We start from the raw sequence: 18,035 nt of genomic DNA, 5'->3' as shown, positions 1-18,035 counted from the left end.
GCATGGAAACGAAAAAAAATAATATTGAATTTATTCCAAAATTTGAAAAATCCTTTTTACTACCGCGCTACTGGGGCGCGTGGTTAGGGGTTTTTGCCTTCGCCGGTATCGCTCTGACGCCGGCCTCTTTCCGCGATCCGATTCTCGGCAAAATGGGGCGCTTTGTGGGGCGCCTGGCAAAGAGTTCGCGCCGTCGGGCGCAGATTAACCTGCTGTACTGTTTCCCGGAAAAGAGTGAGCAGGAACGAGAAGCCATTATTGATGCAATGTATGCCTCCGCGCCGCAGGCGATGGTCATGATGGCGGAGTTAGGCCTGCGCGACCCGCAGCGCATTCTTTCTCGCGTCGACTGGCAGGGCAAAGAGATCATCGATGAGATGCAGAGAAACAACGAGAAGGTGATCTTTCTGGTTCCCCATGCCTGGGGCGTGGATATTCCGGCGATGCTGATGGCTTCCGGCGGGCAAAAAATGGCGGCGATGTTCCATAATCAGGGCAATCCGGTATTTGATTACGTCTGGAATACCGTGCGCCGTCGTTTCGGTGGACGTATGCACGCGCGCAACGACGGGATCAAACCGTTTATTCAGTCGGTGCGTCAGGGGTACTGGGGCTACTATCTGCCGGATCAGGATCACGGCGCCGAGCACAGCGAGTTTGTTGATTTCTTTGCCACCTATAAAGCGACGCTCCCGGCGATCGGCCGTTTAATGAAAGTCTGCCGCGCCCGCGTCGTACCGCTGTTCCCGGTCTATGATGGTAAAACGCATCGTCTGACGGTGCTGGTGCGCCCGCCGATGGACGATCTGCTGGAGGCGGACGATAACACTATCGCCCGGCGGATGAACGAAGAGGTGGAAGTGTTCGTGAAGCCGCATACCGAGCAGTACACCTGGATCCTCAAGCTGCTGAAAACGCGCAAGCCGGGTGAAATCGAGCCCTACAAGCGTAAAGAGCTGTACCCCAAGAAGAAGCCGCATCAGGGGTGAAAATCGCAGCCAATGGCCTCACCGGGTTCATTGGCCGTATTGTTTGAGTAGCGCCAAATGATCGGCAACGAGCCGGTAACGATATTCCGGACGACCGGTGATGCCGTAATGGTTGGTGGTGTAGAGGATATTTATCTGCTCCAGCCAAATCAGATATTTGCGGCATGAGACCCGGGATATCTGCAGCGCCGCGGCCAGTTCATTGGTCGAAAAGTCACGTTCCTGCCAGGCGTCAATCCACTGGCACACCAGACGAAGCGTCTGCGGCGTAAGCCCTTTCGGCAAGCGGCGTGCGCTTTCCTGCTGCTGAACCCCGCTGCGCAGCAGGCTGTCCACATCGGCCTGGGCGTAGCTGGATTTCGCATTCTTCAGATCGCGCTTTTTACGCCATGACAACAGCGCCTCCTCAAAGCGCGGAAACTGAAACGGTTTAATCAGGTAATCGACCACGCCATAATGCAGCGCCGTCTGAACCGTGCACCTATCGGCAGCGGAGGTAATCATAATGACATCAATATTTCGCGCATCGGCGCGTAGCGCGGGCAGCAGATCCAGCCCGTTCTCTTGCTGCATGTAGACATCCAGCAGCACCAGATCGACCTGCGCCAAATGGCTGAGCATCTCCCTGGCTTCGCGGACCGTGGGGGCCACGCCGCAGCAGTGGAAATCCGCCACCCGGCTGAGAAACAGCCGGTTCAGCTCGGCCACCATGGAATCATCATCGACAATCAGCACATTAATCATGCGGGGTTTCCCGGTGCGGCGGGAAGCCGGCGCGCTTCCCGTAATATGTGTCTGGGATGGCGATCAAAATGGCGATCGTTTATACGCGGTGTAGCGCGCTCGCCAGAACATTTTATCGATATTCGCGGCCAGCTGAGCCTCGTCAATCTGCGGCGCGACGCCATCCTGCTGAGCCGCGCGTGCGACCTCTGCGGCAATTGCCCGGGAAATCATCTCAATCTCGTCGACCGGCGGCAGTAATCCGCCGGCGTCGCGGGTGGCCAAAGGCGAGTGGGCGGCCAGGGTTTTACTGCAGGCGATAAGCATCCCTTCGGTCACGCGCGCCGCTTTGCTGGCCAGAATCCCTAGCCCCAGACCGGGGAAAACATAGGCATTGTTGCACTGGGCGATATCGTAGGTCTTACCGTCATAGAATACGGGCGCGAACGGGCTGCCGGTGGCAATTAGCGCATTCCCCCGGGTCCATTCCAGCAGATCCTTCGGCTGGGCTTCGGCGCGGGAGGTCGGGTTGGACAGCGGCATAATAATCGGACGCGGGCAGTGCCGGTGCATCTCTTTGATAATCTCTTCGCTGAACAGTCCCGGCTGGCCGGATACGCCAATCAGTACGGTGGGATGGACGTTGCGTACAACATCCATCAGCGACAGGTGGGCCGCACTGGTATCCCAGCGGGTAAGATTTTTCCGCGGCGTGACGTGGCCCTGCTGGAAGTCCAGCAAATCCGGCATCTCATCGGTCAACAGGCCAGGGCGGTCGACCATAAAGATGCGATTGCGCGCTTCCTGCTCTGAGAGCCCGTCATCAACCATCAGCGCAATGATTTTTTCCGCTATCCCGCATCCGGCCGATCCGCTGCCGAGAAACACCACGCGCTGATCGCGGATCCGCGTACCGGCAGCAGCGGCGGCAGCGATCAGCGTACCTGAGGTCACGGCTGCCGTGCCCTGAATATCATCGTTGAAACAGCACAGCTGGTGACGATAGCGGTTAAGAAGCCGGGTGGCGTTTTTTTGCGCAAAATCTTCGAACTGTAGTAGCACATTGGGCCAGCGCTGCGTGATGGCATGGACAAACATGTCCATAAATTCCATGTACTGCTCGTCGCTTATACGCGGATGACGCCAGCCCATATACAGCGGGTCCTCAAGATGCTGGGCGTTGTTGGTGCCCACGTCCAGCATAATGGGGAGCGTTGATGCCGGGTGTATACCCCCGCAGGCTGTATATAACGAGAGTTTACCAATCGGGATCCCCATGCCGCCAATCCCCTGGTCGCCGAGGCCAAGAATGCGCTCGCCGTCGGTCACCACAATAACGTTGATATCATTGCGGGAAAAGCCCTGCAGCATCTCATCAATGTTGTGACGGTTAGGCCATGAAATAAACAGACCGCGTCCCCGGCGATAAATTTCAGAGAAGTGTTCACATGCTTCACCTACCGTTGGGGTATAGATGATCGGCAGCGTTTCTTTCATATGGCTGCGCAGCAGATTATAGAATAGGGTCTCGTTAGTATCCTGAATATTTCGCAGGTAGATATGGCGCGAAATATCCCGTTTAAACTGGCAAAACTGCCCCCACGCGCGCGCGGTTTGCTCTTCAATCGTTTCGACATTATGCGGCAGCAGACCCTGAAGATTAAACGCGGTCCGTTCACCTTCAGTAAACGCGAGACCTTTATTTAATAACGGGTTTTCCAGCAGCACGGCGCCGTTATAGGGCGTATATAAGGTTTCTGTGGCTAACATTTGATGACTCCTGAATATCATAATAAATAATTTCCGGAATTCTTCGGGCTTTATTTCAGTGATTAAGAGATTAAATAAATCATGAATCCTTCAGTGACGACGCCCACTGCGGTACCGAGCAAAATAGAGGATGAGGCGGGCTCGATATAGGTATCGCTGCGCAGGGCAAACATCCCTGCCGCAATGGCGGAAGGCGTCGCGCCGATGATAATGACCTGCTGCATCAGGCTATGGCTGAGCCCGAAGGCGAGGCCGGCTACGGCCATCATGGCCGGCTGGAGCAGATTCTTGATGCTGATATTGGTACAGGTTTGAATATTGACCGTAGGACGTTCGCCGTAAAATAGCAGCCCAAGGGCGAACAGGGAGAGGCCGCCCGCCACTTTTCCCACCATCTCAATGGGCATGCTCAGCATGTGCGGCAGCTGTACTCCGGCAAGGCTGAGCAGTACCCCGGAAATCGGTATCCAGACGATCGGGTTTCGGACGGCTTTAAACAGGTTTTGCAGGATAAGCCGCAGCGGATTAGGCTGTTCCGCGTCAGCGCGGCCGCGCTTGTCACCCATGCGAATCAGGATGATGGTCAGGGGGATCATCAATACGCTGGTCACCAGGTTACCGATAAGCACGCCGAGAAAACCCTCCGGACCAATCAGCACCGCAAGCACGGGAGCGCCAAAGTAGGCCATGTCGGGGAACGCGCACACCAGGGACTGAATCGCGCTGGTTTTAATATCATGACGAAAAACATAGCGTGAGATCAGGAGCGTGAGGATATATGACCCCATCAGACCGATGACTAACACCGCCATAAAGGTGAAGTTTTTCATCTTATCGGGATGGGTATTCAGTGCGCCGATAAAAAGATGGAAGGGAAGCGCGAAACGAATGACCACCGTGGCCAGTACGGACGCATCCTCGCGGCGGGTATAGCCCAGCTTACCGCTTAGCCATCCGAGCAGCATGATAAACACCAGGGGAAAAAGGGATTCTAAGAGCAGTGAAGGCATAAGATGTCCTGAAAATATATTATCGGCTACGTTGTGTTTTTTTAATCTAGCGATCCCATAATATTTAAAAGGTGATAGTCATCACAGTCGCTGGGGTTTAAATAATTTCGCCTTAAATACTTTACTTACAAATAGAGAAAAAAGGACAGAATCATCACTTTATCTCTCTGCTATTCAATTATACCGATGCCGGTAACTTTAGTTTCAGGATAATAAATTAAATTACTTAAAATAAATATTATGCTTTAGTCACAAAGCACGACAGTAAAACCTGGATTTTATTTTTAATGTTAACGTCCTGTGCTAACGTTTTTTTGTTTCATTGGTATTTTGCCTGGCACTTTTTTATTTATTTGATTGCGCGCTTTTAATATTGCGTCGATACCCTACGTGACATCATTATTCAGGTAAAAATATGGAAAATAACTCACTCAACCACCCGATAGATAAAACGCTGCCGAGCGGGCAGGCGCCACGACTTTTATCCAATATTGAGGTCGGCGCCGTGCCGTTGGTGCTCTTTATCGGGATAGCCGCAATTGTTGCCATCTCCGCGACCGCAGGCCTGCTGCCGAAGAACATGATTGGCGGTCTGGCGGTAATCATGACCCTGGGGTTCGCGCTGGCTAAAATTGGCCGAATGGTGCCGATCCTCAAGGAGGTTGGCGGCCCGGCCATTTTGTGCCTGATGACGCCGTCGGTGCTGGTCTATTTCGGCATGTTCGAAGCGCATACCCTCGATACCGTGCACTTGCTGATGAAAGAGGCCAACCTCCTCTATTTCGTCATCGCCTGCCTGGTCGTCGGCAGCATTCTGGGCATGAACAGAACCATCCTGATTCAGGGAATGGTACGTATGTTTGTCCCGCTGGTGGTGGGGACCGGGGCGGCGATCTTAACCGGCCTGCTGGTGGGCAGCCTGGTTGGCTACAGTTTCTACCACACCTTTTTCTTTATTATCGTGCCGATCATCGGCGGCGGTATCGGTGAAGGGATCCTGCCTCTGTCGCTGGCCTATTCAGCCATTCTCGGGCAAACGCCCGACGTTTACGTGGCGCAGCTGGCGCCGGCTGCCGTGGTGGGCAACATTTTCGCCATCATCTGCGCCGGTTTTCTGGCGCGCATGGGGACGCGACGTCCTTCGCTCTCCGGCAGCGGAATGTTAATTCGCAGCCATGAAGATAACAGCGTCTTTGCGCAAAATCAGCGCGCGCAGCCCACGGATTTCCAGCTGATGGGGGCCGGATTATTAATGATTTGCGCGTTTTTTATCGTCGGCGGTCTGCTGGAAAAGGTGGTGCATATTCCGGGGCCGGTGCTGATGATTCTGGCCGCGGTATTTTGCAAATACGCGAAGGTTATCCCGGCGGCGATGGAGCTCGGGGCGCACAGCTGCTACAAGTTTGTCTCCGCCGCGCTGGTTTGGCCGCTGATGATAGGCCTGGGAATGCTGTATGTTCCTCTGGAAAGCGTGGTAGCGGTCTTCTCGGTTGGCTACGTGGTGGTTTGTGGCTCAATCGTCATTGCGATGGCGCTAAGCGGCTTTCTTATCGCTTCTCGGCTGAATATGTATCCGGTCGAAGCGGCCATCGTCACCAGCTGCCACAGCGGGCTTGGGGGGACGGGAGACGTCGCCATTCTCTCGGCATCAAACCGAATGGGATTAATGCCTTTTGCCCAGATAGCCACCCGTATCGGCGGCGCGTCGACGGTGATTACCGCCACGCTATTGTTGAGCTGGCTTGCGTAGTTTAGCGGGCGAGGGGGCAAAAAATACCTGCCAGCTGCGGCGCTGGCAGGTAAATGGAGAGGCTTACTCGACGGTCAGAATGCGGGTGGTGTTGGTGCTACCGATGGTGCTCATCACGTCACCCTGAGTGACGATAACCAGGTCGCCGGTCACCAGATAGCCTTTATCACGCAGCAGCGTTACCGCGTCGTGCGCAGCGGCTACGCCTTCATTGACGCTATCGAAATGCACCGGGGTCACGCCGCGATACAGCGCGGTCAGGTTCAGCGTGCGCTCGTGGCGAGACAGCGCGAAAATCGGCAGGCCGGAGCTGATGCGGGAAGTCATCAGCGCGGTCCGACCGGATTCCGTCATGGTAATGATAGCGGTGACGCCCTTGAGGTGGTTCGCCGCGTACATGGCGGACATCGCAATGGCTTCTTCCACGTTATCGAACTGAATGTCCAGGCGGTGCTTGGAGACGTTGAGGCTGGGGATTTTTTCCGCGCCGAGGCAGACGCGCGCCATCGCGGCAACGGTCTCAGACGGATACTGGCCCGCGGCGGTTTCTGCCGACAGCATCACGGCGTCGGTGCCGTCCAGCACGGCGTTCGCCACGTCCATGACTTCGGCGCGGGTTGGCATCGGGTTGGTGATCATCGACTCCATCATCTGCGTCGCGGTAATGACCGAGCGGTTCAGCTGACGGGCGCGGCGGATCAGCGCCTTCTGGATGCCGACCAGCTCCGGATCGCCGATTTCCACGCCGAGGTCGCCGCGGGCCACCATGACAACGTCGGAGGCGAGGATCACGTCATCCATCGCGTCCTGATCGCATACCGCTTCCGCGCGCTCGACTTTGGCGACGATTTTGGCATCGCAGCCGGCATCGCGCGCCAGGCGACGAGCGTAGTTCAGGTCTTCGCCGCAGCGCGGGAAGGAAACGGCCAGGTAATCGACGCCAATTTTGGCGGCGGTGATGATGTCCGCTTTGTCTTTCTCCGTCAGCGCTTCGGCAGAGAGGCCGCCGCCCAGCTTGTTAATCCCCTTATTGTTGGACAACGGTCCGCCGACGGTGACTTCGGTGAACACCTTCATGCCCTGAACTTCCAGGACCTTCAGCTGTACGCGGCCGTCGTCCAGCAGCAGAATGTCGCCCGGAACCACGTCAGCCGGGAGCCCTTTATAGTCGATGCCGACTTTCTCTTTGTCGCCTTCGCCTTTACCCAGGTTTGCGTCGAGGAGGAATTTATCGCCGATATTGAGGAAAATTTTGCCTTCTTTGAAGGTGGAAACGCGGATTTTCGGCCCCTGTAGGTCACCGAGAATCGCGACATGACGGCCCAGTTTCGCCGCAATCTCACGGACTTTATCCGCGCGGATCTGATGATCCTCCGCGGTGCCGTGAGAGAAGTTCATACGTACCACGTTAGCGCCTGCGGCAATAACCTTCTCAAGGTTGTTATCGCGGTCGGTAGCCGGGCCTAAGGTAGTCACGATTTTGGTTCTGCGAAGCCTTCTGGACATGTAATACTCCGTTGACTGAAACAACTTTGGTGTTGCGTGAACATGGATTCGGTAGCGCCGACGAGCAAAGTCGCTATACCGGAACGTTACCGACGGTGTAATAGGATAGTGCTTTGTTTCTACTTTTATTGGTCATTGCTGTGTACGCTGAGCTCTTTATCAAAGCGCGATTCCTTGAGCGCTTCCTTGACCCTCTTCAAGTTATCTCTGAATTTTGCTCCCCGCCGCAGGGTGAAGCCGGTCGCCAGGACATCAATCACCGTCAGCTGCGCTAAGCGGGAGACCATCGGCATATAGATATCGGTATCTTCCGGTACGTCCAGGGTAATCGCCAGCGTTGATTCCCGGGAAAGCGGCGTGCCGGGGGAGGTAATCGCGATCACCATCGCATCGTTTTCGCGGGCCAGCTGCGCCAGCTCCACCAGGCTTTTAGTCCTGCCGGTATGCGAGATGATCACCACCACATCATCGTCATTACAGTTCATACAGCTCATGCGTTGCAGGACGATGTCGTCGGAATAGATCACCGGCACGTTAAAACGGAAAAACTTGTTCATCGCGTCGTGGGCGACGGCGGCCGAAGAGCCCAGGCCAAAAAAGGCGATTTTCTTCGCCTGCGTGAGCAGGTCAACCGCGCGATTGATCGCCGACATGTCGAGAGAATGATGGACCTGATCTAAACTGGCCATGGCTGACTCAAATATCTTTCCCGTATAGGACTCAACGCTGTCGTCTTCATCGACGTTGCGGTTAACATAGAGCGTACCGTGAGCCAGGCTTTGTGCAAGATGCAGTTTGAAATCCGGGAAACCGCGCGTTTCCAGGCTGCGGCAGAAACGGTTAACCGTAGGCTCGCTGACGCCGGCTTCCAGCGCCAGGGCGGCAATACTTGAATGAATGGCCTGCGCGGGGGTAGCAAGGATGACTTCCGCCACTTTGCGTTCAGATTTGCTAAGGTGTTCCAGCCGGGACTGGATTTTTTCCAGCATATTCATGGGTAATCGGGCGCTCATCAATGGAAGCGATTTCATTAATGGGTGAAATCATCAGGCGTTTTAGCAAGAATATACCCCTCCGTAGTCGGAAACGGTGAGGAATGACCTGAAAATATGTTGTTTTTTTTCATTACATGATCAGAGTCGTATTTTACTAACTGATAATCGGTCGAAACAACGAACAATATTAGCCGCATGCCCAAAATCTCAGCCTCTATTTTCCACCCTGTGCGATTTAGCAGCGGGAACGGCCGCTGAGGGTTTCGGGAAATTCGTAAACACAGTACGATGCAGTGAAAGAAAATTACAAATACAACTATAGTCTGGCATAAGCACCGGGCTATCAACTAAGGAGAATGACATGGCGGTAACGCAAACGGCCCAGGCATGCGATCTGGTCATTTTCGGCGCGAAGGGTGACCTGGCGCGACGTAAATTGCTGCCTTCCCTGTATCAGCTTGAAAAAGCGGGCCAGATCCACCCTGACACCCGCATCATCGGCGTCGGTCGCGCCGACTGGGACAAAGACGCTTACACCAAGGTAGTGCGTGAAGCGATGGAAACCTTCATGAAGGAGAAAATCGATGAAGGTTTGTGGGAGACCCTGAGCGGGCGTCTGGATTTTTGTAACCTTGACGTCAACGATACCAAAGCGTTTACTCGCCTGGGCAAAATGCTCGATCAAAAAGAGCGGGTGACCATTAACTATTTCGCCATGCCGCCGAGCACCTTTGGCGCAATTTGCAAAGGTCTGGGTGAAGCGAAGCTGAACGCCAAGCCGGCCCGCGTGGTGATGGAGAAACCGCTGGGTACCTCCCTGGAGACCTCCCGCGAGATCAACGATCGGGTAGGTGAGTTCTTTGAAGAGTGCCAGGTCTACCGTATCGACCACTATCTGGGTAAAGAGACGGTGCTGAACCTGCTGGCGCTGCGCTTTGCCAACTCGCTGTTCGTCAATAACTGGGACAGCCGCACCATCGATCACGTCGAGATCACCGTGGCGGAAGAGGTGGGCATTGAGGGCCGCTGGGGCTACTTCGATCAGGCCGGGCAGATGCGCGACATGATCCAGAACCACCTGCTGCAAATTCTGTGCATGATTGCCATGTCCCCGCCGTCAGATTTGACTGCCGATAGCATCCGCGATGAAAAAGTGAAGGTGCTGAAATCGCTGCGCCGCATTGACCGCACCAACGTGCGTGAAAAAACGGTGCGCGGCCAGTACACCGCCGGTTTTGCCCAGGGCAAAAAAGTGCCGGGCTACCTCGAGGAAGAGGGGGCCAACAAGTCCAGCCATACAGAAACCTTCGTGGCGATCCGCGTGGATATCGACAACTGGCGCTGGGCGGGCGTACCGTTCTACCTGCGTACCGGTAAACGTCTGCCGACCAAGTGTTCCGAAGTCGTGGTTTACTTCAAAACGCCGGAACTGAACCTGTTCAAAGAGACCTGGCAAGAGCTGCCGCAGAATAAGCTGACCATTCGTCTGCAGCCGGATGAAGGGGTGGATATCCAGGTGCTGAACAAAGTTCCCGGACTTGACCACAAGCATAACCTGCAGATCACCAAGCTGGATCTGAGCTACTCGGAAACCTTTAATCAAACCCACCTGGCGGATGCCTATGAGCGCCTGCTGCTGGAAACGATGCGCGGTATCCAGGCGCTGTTCGTCCGTCGTGATGAAGTGGAAGAGGCGTGGAAGTGGGTCGACTCCATCACTGAAGCCTGGGCTGCCGATCGCGATTCGCCGAAACCGTATCAGGCGGGTACCTGGGGGCCGGTTGCCTCCGTGGCGATGATCACCCGCGACGGTCGTTCGTGGAACGAGTTTGAGTAATCGCCAGCTCCTCCGTCAGGGTTATTTTACCGGTAACATGATCTGACGCAGCAAGTCGCGTAATTTTTAATCTTTTAAGCCCCGGAGGATTCACCCCCGGGGCTTTTTTTATTACACTGCCTGCAGATATTTTGCCCCTGAGCCCCAGTACTGGTGCCCTAAGCCCCTAAAAGTACCGCTAAAGCGCTGCGGCCGGACAGATGAAATTTGAGGAGCCTTTATGAATTCTGAAATGTTACGGGTAACAAATCGCATCATCGAACGCTCGCGCGATACCCGCGAAGCCTACCTCGCCCGGATTAACCAGGCCAAAACCGACACCGTTCATCGCGCCCAGCTGGCATGCGGTAACCTGGCCCACGGCTTTGCCGCCTGCCAGGCGGATGACAAAGCCTCGCTGAAAAGCATGCTGCGCAATAACATCGCCATCATTACCTCCTACAACGATATGCTGTCCGCCCACCAGCCCTATGAGCGCTATCCGGACATTATCCGCAAAGCGCTGCACTCCGCGAACGCGGTAGGCCAGGTCGCCGGCGGCGTTCCGGCGATGTGCGATGGCGTGACGCAGGGGCAGGATGGGATGGAGCTGTCGCTGCTCAGCCGCGAAGTGATTGCCATGTCCGCCGCGATTGGCCTGTCGCACAACATGTTTGACGGCGCGCTCTACCTCGGCGTCTGCGATAAAATTGTCCCCGGCCTGGCGATGGCTGCGCTGTCGTTCGGCCACCTGCCGTCCATCTTTATCCCTTCCGGGCCGATGGCCAGCGGCCTGGCGAATAAAGAAAAAGTGCGCATTCGTCAGCTCTATGCGGAAGGCAAAGTGGATCGTATGGCGCTGCTGGAGTCCGAAGCCGCGTCTTACCATGCGCCTGGCACCTGTACCTTCTACGGTACCGCCAATACCAACCAGATGGTGGTTGAGTTTATGGGGATGCAGCTGCCCGGATCGTCATTCGTGCATCCGGATGCGCCGCTGCGCGAAGCGCTGACCGCCGCCGCCGCCCGCCAGGTGACCCGCCTGACCGGCAACGGTAACGAGTGGATGCCGCTGGGCAAAATGTTTGATGAAAAAGTGGTGGTCAATGGGATTGTCGCGCTGCTGGCAACCGGCGGCTCCACCAACCACACCATGCACCTGGTGGCTATGGCGCGGGCGGCAGGGATCATCATTAACTGGGATGATTTCTCCGATCTCTCTGACGTGGTGCCGCTGCTGGCGCGCCTCTACCCGAACGGCCCGGCGGATATTAACCACTTCCAGGCGGCTGGCGGCGTGCCGGTGCTGGTGCGCGAGCTGCTGAAAGGCGGCCTGCTGCATGAAGATGTTCACACCGTGGCCGGCTTCGGCCTCTCTCGCTACACCATGGAGCCCTGGCTTAATAACGGCGAACTTGACTGGCGCGAAGGGGCGACCGCGCCGCTGGACGAACAGGTTATCGCCACGTTTGACAAACCGTTCTCTCGCCACGGCGGCACCAAAGTGTTGAGCGGTAACCTCGGACGCGCGGTCATGAAAACCTCCGCCGTGCCGGTTGAAAACCAGATTATTGAAGCTCCTGCGGTGGTTTTCGAGAGCCAGCATGACGTACTGCCCGCCTTTGAAGCGGGGCTGCTCGACAAAGATTGCGTGGTTGTCGTCCGTCATCAGGGGCCAAAAGCGAACGGCATGCCAGAATTACATAAACTTATGCCGCCACTTGGTGTATTATTGGACCGCCGTTTCAAAATTGCGCTGGTAACCGATGGTCGTCTCTCCGGCGCATCAGGCAAAGTGCCATCGGCAATCCACGTGACGCCCGAAGCGTACGATGGGGGCCTGCTGGCCAAGGTACGCGATGGCGATATCATCCGCGTCAACGGCCAGACGGGCGAGCTAACGCTGCTGGTTGATGACGCAGAGCTGGCCGCGCGTCAGGCGCATATTCCTGACCTGAGCGGTTCGCGCGTGGGAACCGGCCGGGAAATGTTCGGTGCGCTGCGTGAGAAACTCTCCGGAGCAGAACAGGGCGCAACCTGCATCAATTTTTAAGACGATTCGATTTATAGATCTGGCGAGAGAAAATCTGATGAAAAACTGGAAAACAACTGCAGAAGCAATCCTCACCTCCGGCCCGGTAGTACCGGTAATCGTGGTGAAAAAGCTGGAACACGCTGTGCCAATGGCGAAAGCGCTGGTTGCAGGCGGCGTACGCGTACTGGAAGTGACCCTGCGTACCGAGTGCGCGATGGACGCTATCCGCGCGATCGCCAAAGAAGTCCCGGAAGCGATTGTCGGTGCCGGTACCGTCACCAACGTTGAGCAGCTGAAAGAAGTGACCGAAGCGGGCGCGCAGTTTGCTATCAGCCCTGGCCTGACCGAATCCCTGCTGAAAGCGGCGACCGGCGAAGGCACCATTCCGCTGATCCCGGGGATCAGCACCGTATCCGAGCTGATGCTGGGTATGCAGTATGGCCTGAAAGAGTTCAAATTCTTCCCGGCGGAAGCAAACGGCGGCGTGAAAGCGCTGCAGGCGATTGGCGGCCCGTTCGCGCACATTCGCTTCTGCCCGACTGGCGGCATCTCTCCGGCGAACTATCGCGACTATCTGGCGCTGAACAGCGTACTGTGCATCGGCGGCTCCTGGCTGGTGCCGGCGGATGCGCTGGAAGCCGGTGATTACGACCGTATCACCAAACTGGCTCGTGAGGCGGTAGAAGGCGCGAAGTAATCTTCGCGCACTCACCAGAGGCCCGGTCTGCGACCGGGCTTTTTTTTATCCTGCGACCACGACCGCTGACGCCGCCGCTTTGGCGCGCGCAACCGCTTCCTCAACGTTATCGGCTATCGCCAGCGTCACGCCCAGACGACGCGAACCGTCAATTTCCGGCTTGCCGAACAGACGCAGCTGCAGTCCCGCGCCGACCGCGGCCTGAATATTGCTGAAAGTGACGTTCTGGCTGGTTAGCTGCGGCAGGATCACCGCCGAGGCCGCCGGGCCGTACTGGCGAATCGCGCCAATCGGCAGGCCGAGGAAGGCGCGAACGTGCAGGGCGAACTCGGATAAGTCCTGTGAAATCAGCGTGACCATACCGGTGTCGTGCGGGCGCGGCGAGACTTCGCTAAAAATCACCTCGTCGCCGCAGACGAACAGTTCGACGCCGAACAGGCCGTAGCCGCCCAGCGCCAGCACCACTTGACGGGCGATTTCCTGCGCGCGTTCCAGCGCCAGCGCGCTCATCTGCTGCGGCTGCCAGGATTCACGATAGTCGCCATCTTCCTGGCGATGACCGACCGGCGCGCAGAAGTGTACGCCATCCGCGGCGCTGACGGTGAGAAGGGTAATCTCGAAATCAAAATTCACCACGCCTTCAACGATAACGCGTCCGGCTCCGGCGCGGCCGCCCTGCTGCGCATACTGCCAGGCGTCAGCCAGCTGTTCGCTGGAACGAATAAAGCTCTGGCCTTTACCCGATGAGCTCATTACCGGCTTGACGATGCACGGCAGGCCTATCCCGGCGACGGCTTCGCGGAAGGCGGGTTCGCTGTCGGCAAAACGGTAGGCGGAGGTCGGCAGCTTCAGCTCTTCAGCGGCCAGGCGGCGGATCCCTTCGCGATTCATGGTGAGCTTTGCCGCGCGCGCGGTGGGGACGACTTTCTGCCCGGCCTGCTCCAGCGCGACCAGTGTATCGGTGGCGATGGCCTCGATTTCCGGCACGATAAAGTCAGGCTTTTCCTGCTCAATCAGTGCCTGCAGCGTTTCGCCGTGCAGCATATTGATGACGTGCGAACGGTGTGCGACCTGCATGGCCGGAGCGTCAGGGTAACGATCGACGGCGATGGTCTCAATTCCCAGGCGCTGGCATTCAATGGCCACTTCTTTACCCAGTTCGCCGGAACCTAACAGCATTACCTTTGTTGCCGCCGGGCGCAGCGCCGTACCTAATACAGTCATAACTCTCTTCCGCAGTAAAAAAACATGCGCCGCATTATAAACGAAAACGTTTGCGCATGTCTTTATGCGCGTCATTTGAGTTCGGGGAAGAAATTTGATATACTGTATAAAAGTACAGTACTGAGAGGCTGCATCATGGCGGTTGAAATTAAATATGTAGTGATTCGCGAAGGTGAGGAAAAAATGTCTTTTGCCAGCAAAAAAGAGGCCGATGCTTATGACAAAATGCTCGATCTGGCGGAAGTACTGAACGACTGGCTGGTTGAATGCCCGCTAACGCTCGATGAAGAGCAGCGCGATAGCATGGCGATGTGGCTGGCCGAACGTAAAGACACCCTCAACCATATTTTGCGCTCCGGTAAGCTGCCGGAAGCCGAGGGCGCCGCCGAGGCGCCAGCCGATCGCGCAGAAGCAGAAGAGGGCGACAAGACCGACGACGTCGTCGAATCTGAAGCCCCGGCGCCGGCGAAGCCGCGCAAAGCGAAAGCGGCCTGAGCTACGCTGCCGCCGCCAGCGCTTCTGGCGGCAGGCTCCCGCGCTTCCCGGCGCGACATTTGCTCATCTTTAGCTGCCGATAACGTTTCCTGACGTCGCGTCGTTTAGGCTGATGGTATCGCTTATCGCGCAACGAGGAAATGTATGGCTAACTGGCTTAATCAACTGCAGTCTCTGCTGGGTCAGCAGGGACGGTCTTCTTCATCTGACGATCAATCAAGCGGCAAAAATTTACTCCTGCCGGGCGCGCTCGGCGGGCTGGCCGGGCTGCTGGTCGCCAGCAAATCATCGCGCAAGCTGTTAGCCAAATACGGCACCGGTGCGCTGCTGGTCGGCGGCGGCGCGGTTGCGGGCAGCGTTTTATGGAATAAATATCAGCAGAAGATGCGCGCCAGCGCGCAGCAGGCATCGGCTGATGTCGCGCCCGCACAGGCGCCATCTCCCGCACCGGCCGAACTCGACGCCCGCAGCGAACGGCTGATTATGGCGCTGGTCTTCGCCGCCAAAAGCGATGGACATATTGACGAACGCGAGCGGGCAAATATCGAAGAGCAGCTGCGTGCGGCAAACGTCGACGTCCAGGGCCGGGTGTTAATTGACCGGGCGCTGGCGCAGCCCCTCGACCCGCAGAGCCTGGCGCAGGGTATCAGCAGCGAGCAAGAGGCGCTTGAAGTTTACTATATCAGCTGCGCGGTCATTGATATTGACCACTTTATGGAACGCAGCTATCTGAACGCCCTCGGCGAAGCGCTGAAGCTCCCGCAGGAAGCGCGTGAAGATATCGAAAGGGATATTCAGGCGCAAAAACAGGCCGTAACGCTCTAAATCCGCACGTTTCGCTTGCATCGCTGGCGACTTTTGCCACCCTTATATATTGTGTAGTCACGTCACCCTTCAGGCTGCTTTGAAGCAGCCTGAAAATTTTAGTACTCAATACAAGCCGCAGAAGAATAAGCAGATGCCACCAAAAGCGAAACGGATCCCCCATGCCATGACATTACATGGCGACACGCGAATCGATAATTACTACTGGCTGCGCGATGACGATCGCTCGCAGGCGGAAGTGCTGGATTATCTGCGCCAGGAAAATGAGTACGGCAAAAAAGTGATGTCTTCGCAAAGTAGCCTGCAGGACAGGGTACTCAAGGAGATTATCGACCGTATTCCGCAGCGCGAAGTGTCAGCCCCCTACAGCAAAAATGGCTATCGTTACCGTCAGGTCTACGAGCCGGGCTGCGAGTACGCGATTTATCAACGCCAGCCGGTAGTCAAAGAGGAGTGGGATGAATGGGACGTCCTGCTTGACGGCAACCAGCGTGCGGCCGGCAGCGAATTCTATACCCTCGGCGGATTAGGCGTTTCGCCCGACAACAGCCTGATGGCGGTGGCGGAAGACTATCTCTCCCGACGCCAGTATAGCCTGCGCTTCTTTCCCTTAAACGACGACCGGCAATTTGCGGAAGTGCTGGAGAACGTCTCGCCTGATTTTGCCTGGAGTAACGATTCGCAGACCCTGTGGTACGTGCGTAAACATCCCACCACGCTGCTGCCGTATCAGGTCTGGCGCCACCGTCTGGGGACGCCGGCCAGTGCGGATGTTCTGGTGTATGAAGAGCAGGACGATACTTTTTACGTCAGCGTGCACAAGACGACTTCCCAGCAGTTTGTGGTGATCTATCTGGCCAGCGCGACCACCAGCGAAGTGCTGCTGCTCAATGCGGAAATGACCGACGCCGAGCCGGTCTGTTTTCTACCGCGGCGTAAAGATCATGAATATAGCCTCGATCACTATCAGCACGCTTTCTATCTGCGCTCTAACCGTGAGGGTAAGAACTTCGGCCTTTATCGTACTACCCTGCGCGATGAGCAGCAGTGGGAGACCCTGATCGCGCCGCGTCACGAAGTCATGCTGGAAGGATTTACCCTGTTTACCGACTGGCTGGTTGTGGAAGAGCGCCAGCGCGGGCTGACCAGCCTGCGTCAGATCAATCGTAAGACAAGAGAGTCCCAGGGCATTGCCTTTGACGATCCGGCCTATGTGACCTGGCTTGCCTATAATCCGGAGCCGGAAACCGCCCGCCTGCGCTACGGCTACTCCTCTATGACGACGCCGGATACGCTGTTTGAGCTGGATATGAATACCGGCGAGCGGCGGGTGCTGAAACAGCAGGAAGTCAAAGGGTTCGATGCCAGCCACTACCGCAGCGAGCATCTGTGGATCAACGCCCGCGACGGCGTCGAAGTCCCGGTCTCGCTGGTCTACCGTCATGAACATTTCCGCAAGGGCGCCAGCCCTCTGCTGGTGTACGGCTACGGCTCCTACGGCGCAAGCATGGATGCGGATTTCAGCGCCAGCCGCCTGAGCCTGCTCGACCGCGGCTTTGTGTTCGCTATCGCCCATATTCGCGGCGGCGGCGAGCTGGGACAGCAGTGGTACGAAGACGGTAAGTTTTTGTGCAAGAAAAATACCTTCAACGATTATCTCGACGTCTGCGATGCGCTGCTGGCGCAGGGCTACGGCGATCCGCGTTTTTGCTACGGCATGGGCGGCAGCGCCGGCGGTATGCTGATGGGCGTTGCAGTGAACCAGCGGCCGGAGCTCTTCCACGGCGTGGTGGCCCAGGTTCCCTTTGTCGATGTCCTCACCACCATGCTCGATGAGTCGATTCCGCTGACCACCGGCGAGTTTGAAGAGTGGGGGAATCCGCAGGATGAAGCCTATTACCGCTATATGAAAAGCTACAGCCCGTACGACGGCGTGCAGGCTCAGGCGTATCCGCATTTGCTGGTCACCACGGGCCTGCATGATTCGCAGGTACAATACTGGGAGCCGGCAAAATGGGTGGCAAAACTGCGCGAGCTGAAAACCGACGATAACCTGCTGCTGCTGTGTACCGATATGGATTCCGGCCACGGCGGTAAATCCGGCCGCTTCAAAAGCTATGAAGGCGTGGCGCTGGAGTATGCGTTTCTGATTGGCCTGGCGCAGGGGACGCTGCCGGGCCAGGCGGAGGTATAGCGCCGA

Annotated in this window: 14 protein-coding genes; 8 read left to right on the top strand and 6 right to left on the bottom strand. The window is 56.7% G+C overall.

Translation table 11 applies throughout. The features are described from left to right. Positions 1 to 2: 2 nt before the first annotated feature. On the top strand, positions 3 to 989 hold the full coding sequence (gene lpxM, locus ABLV30_RS22380; RefSeq protein ID WP_122117379.1) for a lauroyl-Kdo(2)-lipid IV(A) myristoyltransferase: 987 nt from the start codon (positions 3 to 5) through the stop codon (positions 987 to 989). Positions 990 to 1,016: 27 nt separating this feature from the next. Here lpxM and dcuR read toward each other — a convergent pair whose 3' ends face one another. The 3 genes from dcuR to ABLV30_RS22365 form a co-directional block, all read right to left on the bottom strand. Next, positions 1,017 to 1,733, bottom strand: a complete 717-nt coding sequence (dcuR, locus tag ABLV30_RS22375; RefSeq protein WP_025106122.1) for a two-component system response regulator DcuR — start codon at positions 1,731 to 1,733, stop codon at positions 1,017 to 1,019. 63 nt (positions 1,734 to 1,796) lie between these two features. Then, complete coding sequence (locus tag ABLV30_RS22370; RefSeq protein ID WP_048260997.1) at positions 1,797 to 3,482, bottom strand: NAD-dependent malic enzyme; 1,686 nt, start codon at positions 3,480 to 3,482, stop codon at positions 1,797 to 1,799. A gap of 62 nt (positions 3,483 to 3,544) precedes the next feature. Then, the gene (locus ABLV30_RS22365; RefSeq protein WP_025106124.1) at positions 3,545 to 4,492 is read right to left on the bottom strand and encodes an AEC family transporter; all 948 of its coding nucleotides are present in this window, start codon (positions 4,490 to 4,492) and stop codon (positions 3,545 to 3,547) included. A gap of 415 nt (positions 4,493 to 4,907) precedes the next feature. Between ABLV30_RS22365 and ABLV30_RS22360 the strand changes: the two genes are divergently transcribed. Further along, positions 4,908 to 6,242 carry a 2-hydroxycarboxylate transporter family protein gene (locus ABLV30_RS22360; RefSeq protein ID WP_046878051.1) on the top strand — a complete coding sequence of 445 codons (1,335 nt, stop codon included), beginning with the start codon at positions 4,908 to 4,910 and terminating at the stop codon, positions 6,240 to 6,242. 63 nt (positions 6,243 to 6,305) lie between these two features. Here ABLV30_RS22360 and pyk read toward each other — a convergent pair whose 3' ends face one another. Together pyk and ABLV30_RS22350 are read right to left on the bottom strand one after the other, a co-directional pair. After that, on the bottom strand, positions 6,306 to 7,748 hold the full coding sequence (pyk, locus tag ABLV30_RS22355) for a pyruvate kinase (RefSeq protein ID WP_004852109.1): 1,443 nt from the start codon (positions 7,746 to 7,748) through the stop codon (positions 6,306 to 6,308). Positions 7,749 to 7,873: 125 nt separating this feature from the next. Next, positions 7,874 to 8,779, bottom strand: coding sequence for a MurR/RpiR family transcriptional regulator (locus ABLV30_RS22350; protein ID WP_161505349.1), 906 nt, complete (start codon positions 8,777 to 8,779; stop codon positions 7,874 to 7,876). 325 nt (positions 8,780 to 9,104) lie between these two features. Here ABLV30_RS22350 and zwf point away from each other — a divergent pair, with 325 nt between their 5' ends. From zwf to ABLV30_RS22335, 3 genes are all read left to right on the top strand, one after another. Beyond that, complete coding sequence (zwf, locus tag ABLV30_RS22345; RefSeq protein WP_004122041.1) at positions 9,105 to 10,580, top strand: glucose-6-phosphate dehydrogenase; 1,476 nt, start codon at positions 9,105 to 9,107, stop codon at positions 10,578 to 10,580. Positions 10,581 to 10,800: 220 nt separating this feature from the next. Continuing rightward, positions 10,801 to 12,612, top strand: a complete 1,812-nt coding sequence (edd, locus tag ABLV30_RS22340; protein WP_025106126.1) for a phosphogluconate dehydratase — start codon at positions 10,801 to 10,803, stop codon at positions 12,610 to 12,612. Positions 12,613 to 12,649: 37 nt separating this feature from the next. After that, on the top strand, positions 12,650 to 13,291 hold the full coding sequence (locus ABLV30_RS22335) for a bifunctional 4-hydroxy-2-oxoglutarate aldolase/2-dehydro-3-deoxy-phosphogluconate aldolase (RefSeq protein ID WP_004103368.1): 642 nt from the start codon (positions 12,650 to 12,652) through the stop codon (positions 13,289 to 13,291). Between the two features lie 45 nt (positions 13,292 to 13,336). On the opposite strand, the gene purT is transcribed toward ABLV30_RS22335, so the two are convergent. Then, on the bottom strand, positions 13,337 to 14,515 hold the full coding sequence (purT, locus tag ABLV30_RS22330) for a formate-dependent phosphoribosylglycinamide formyltransferase (RefSeq protein WP_004852102.1): 1,179 nt from the start codon (positions 14,513 to 14,515) through the stop codon (positions 13,337 to 13,339). A 135-nt stretch (positions 14,516 to 14,650) separates the two neighbouring features. On the opposite strand from purT, the gene ABLV30_RS22325 reads away from it, so the two are divergent. From ABLV30_RS22325 to ptrB, 3 genes are all read left to right on the top strand, one after another. Beyond that, on the top strand, positions 14,651 to 15,010 hold the full coding sequence (locus ABLV30_RS22325; protein ID WP_025106127.1) for a YebG family protein: 360 nt from the start codon (positions 14,651 to 14,653) through the stop codon (positions 15,008 to 15,010). Positions 15,011 to 15,154: 144 nt separating this feature from the next. Further along, positions 15,155 to 15,835 carry a DUF533 domain-containing protein gene (locus tag ABLV30_RS22320; RefSeq protein ID WP_265800164.1) on the top strand — a complete coding sequence of 227 codons (681 nt, stop codon included), beginning with the start codon at positions 15,155 to 15,157 and terminating at the stop codon, positions 15,833 to 15,835. A 133-nt stretch (positions 15,836 to 15,968) separates the two neighbouring features. Then, on the top strand, positions 15,969 to 18,029 hold the full coding sequence (gene ptrB / locus ABLV30_RS22315) for an oligopeptidase B (RefSeq protein ID WP_033836507.1): 2,061 nt from the start codon (positions 15,969 to 15,971) through the stop codon (positions 18,027 to 18,029). Positions 18,030 to 18,035: the final 6 nt, after the last annotated feature.

The organism is Klebsiella sp. CN_Kp113 (assembly GCF_040064585.1).
Classification (GTDB): domain Bacteria; phylum Pseudomonadota; class Gammaproteobacteria; order Enterobacterales; family Enterobacteriaceae; genus Klebsiella; species Klebsiella michiganensis.
This window is presented reverse-complemented; position numbering and strand designations above follow the sequence as displayed.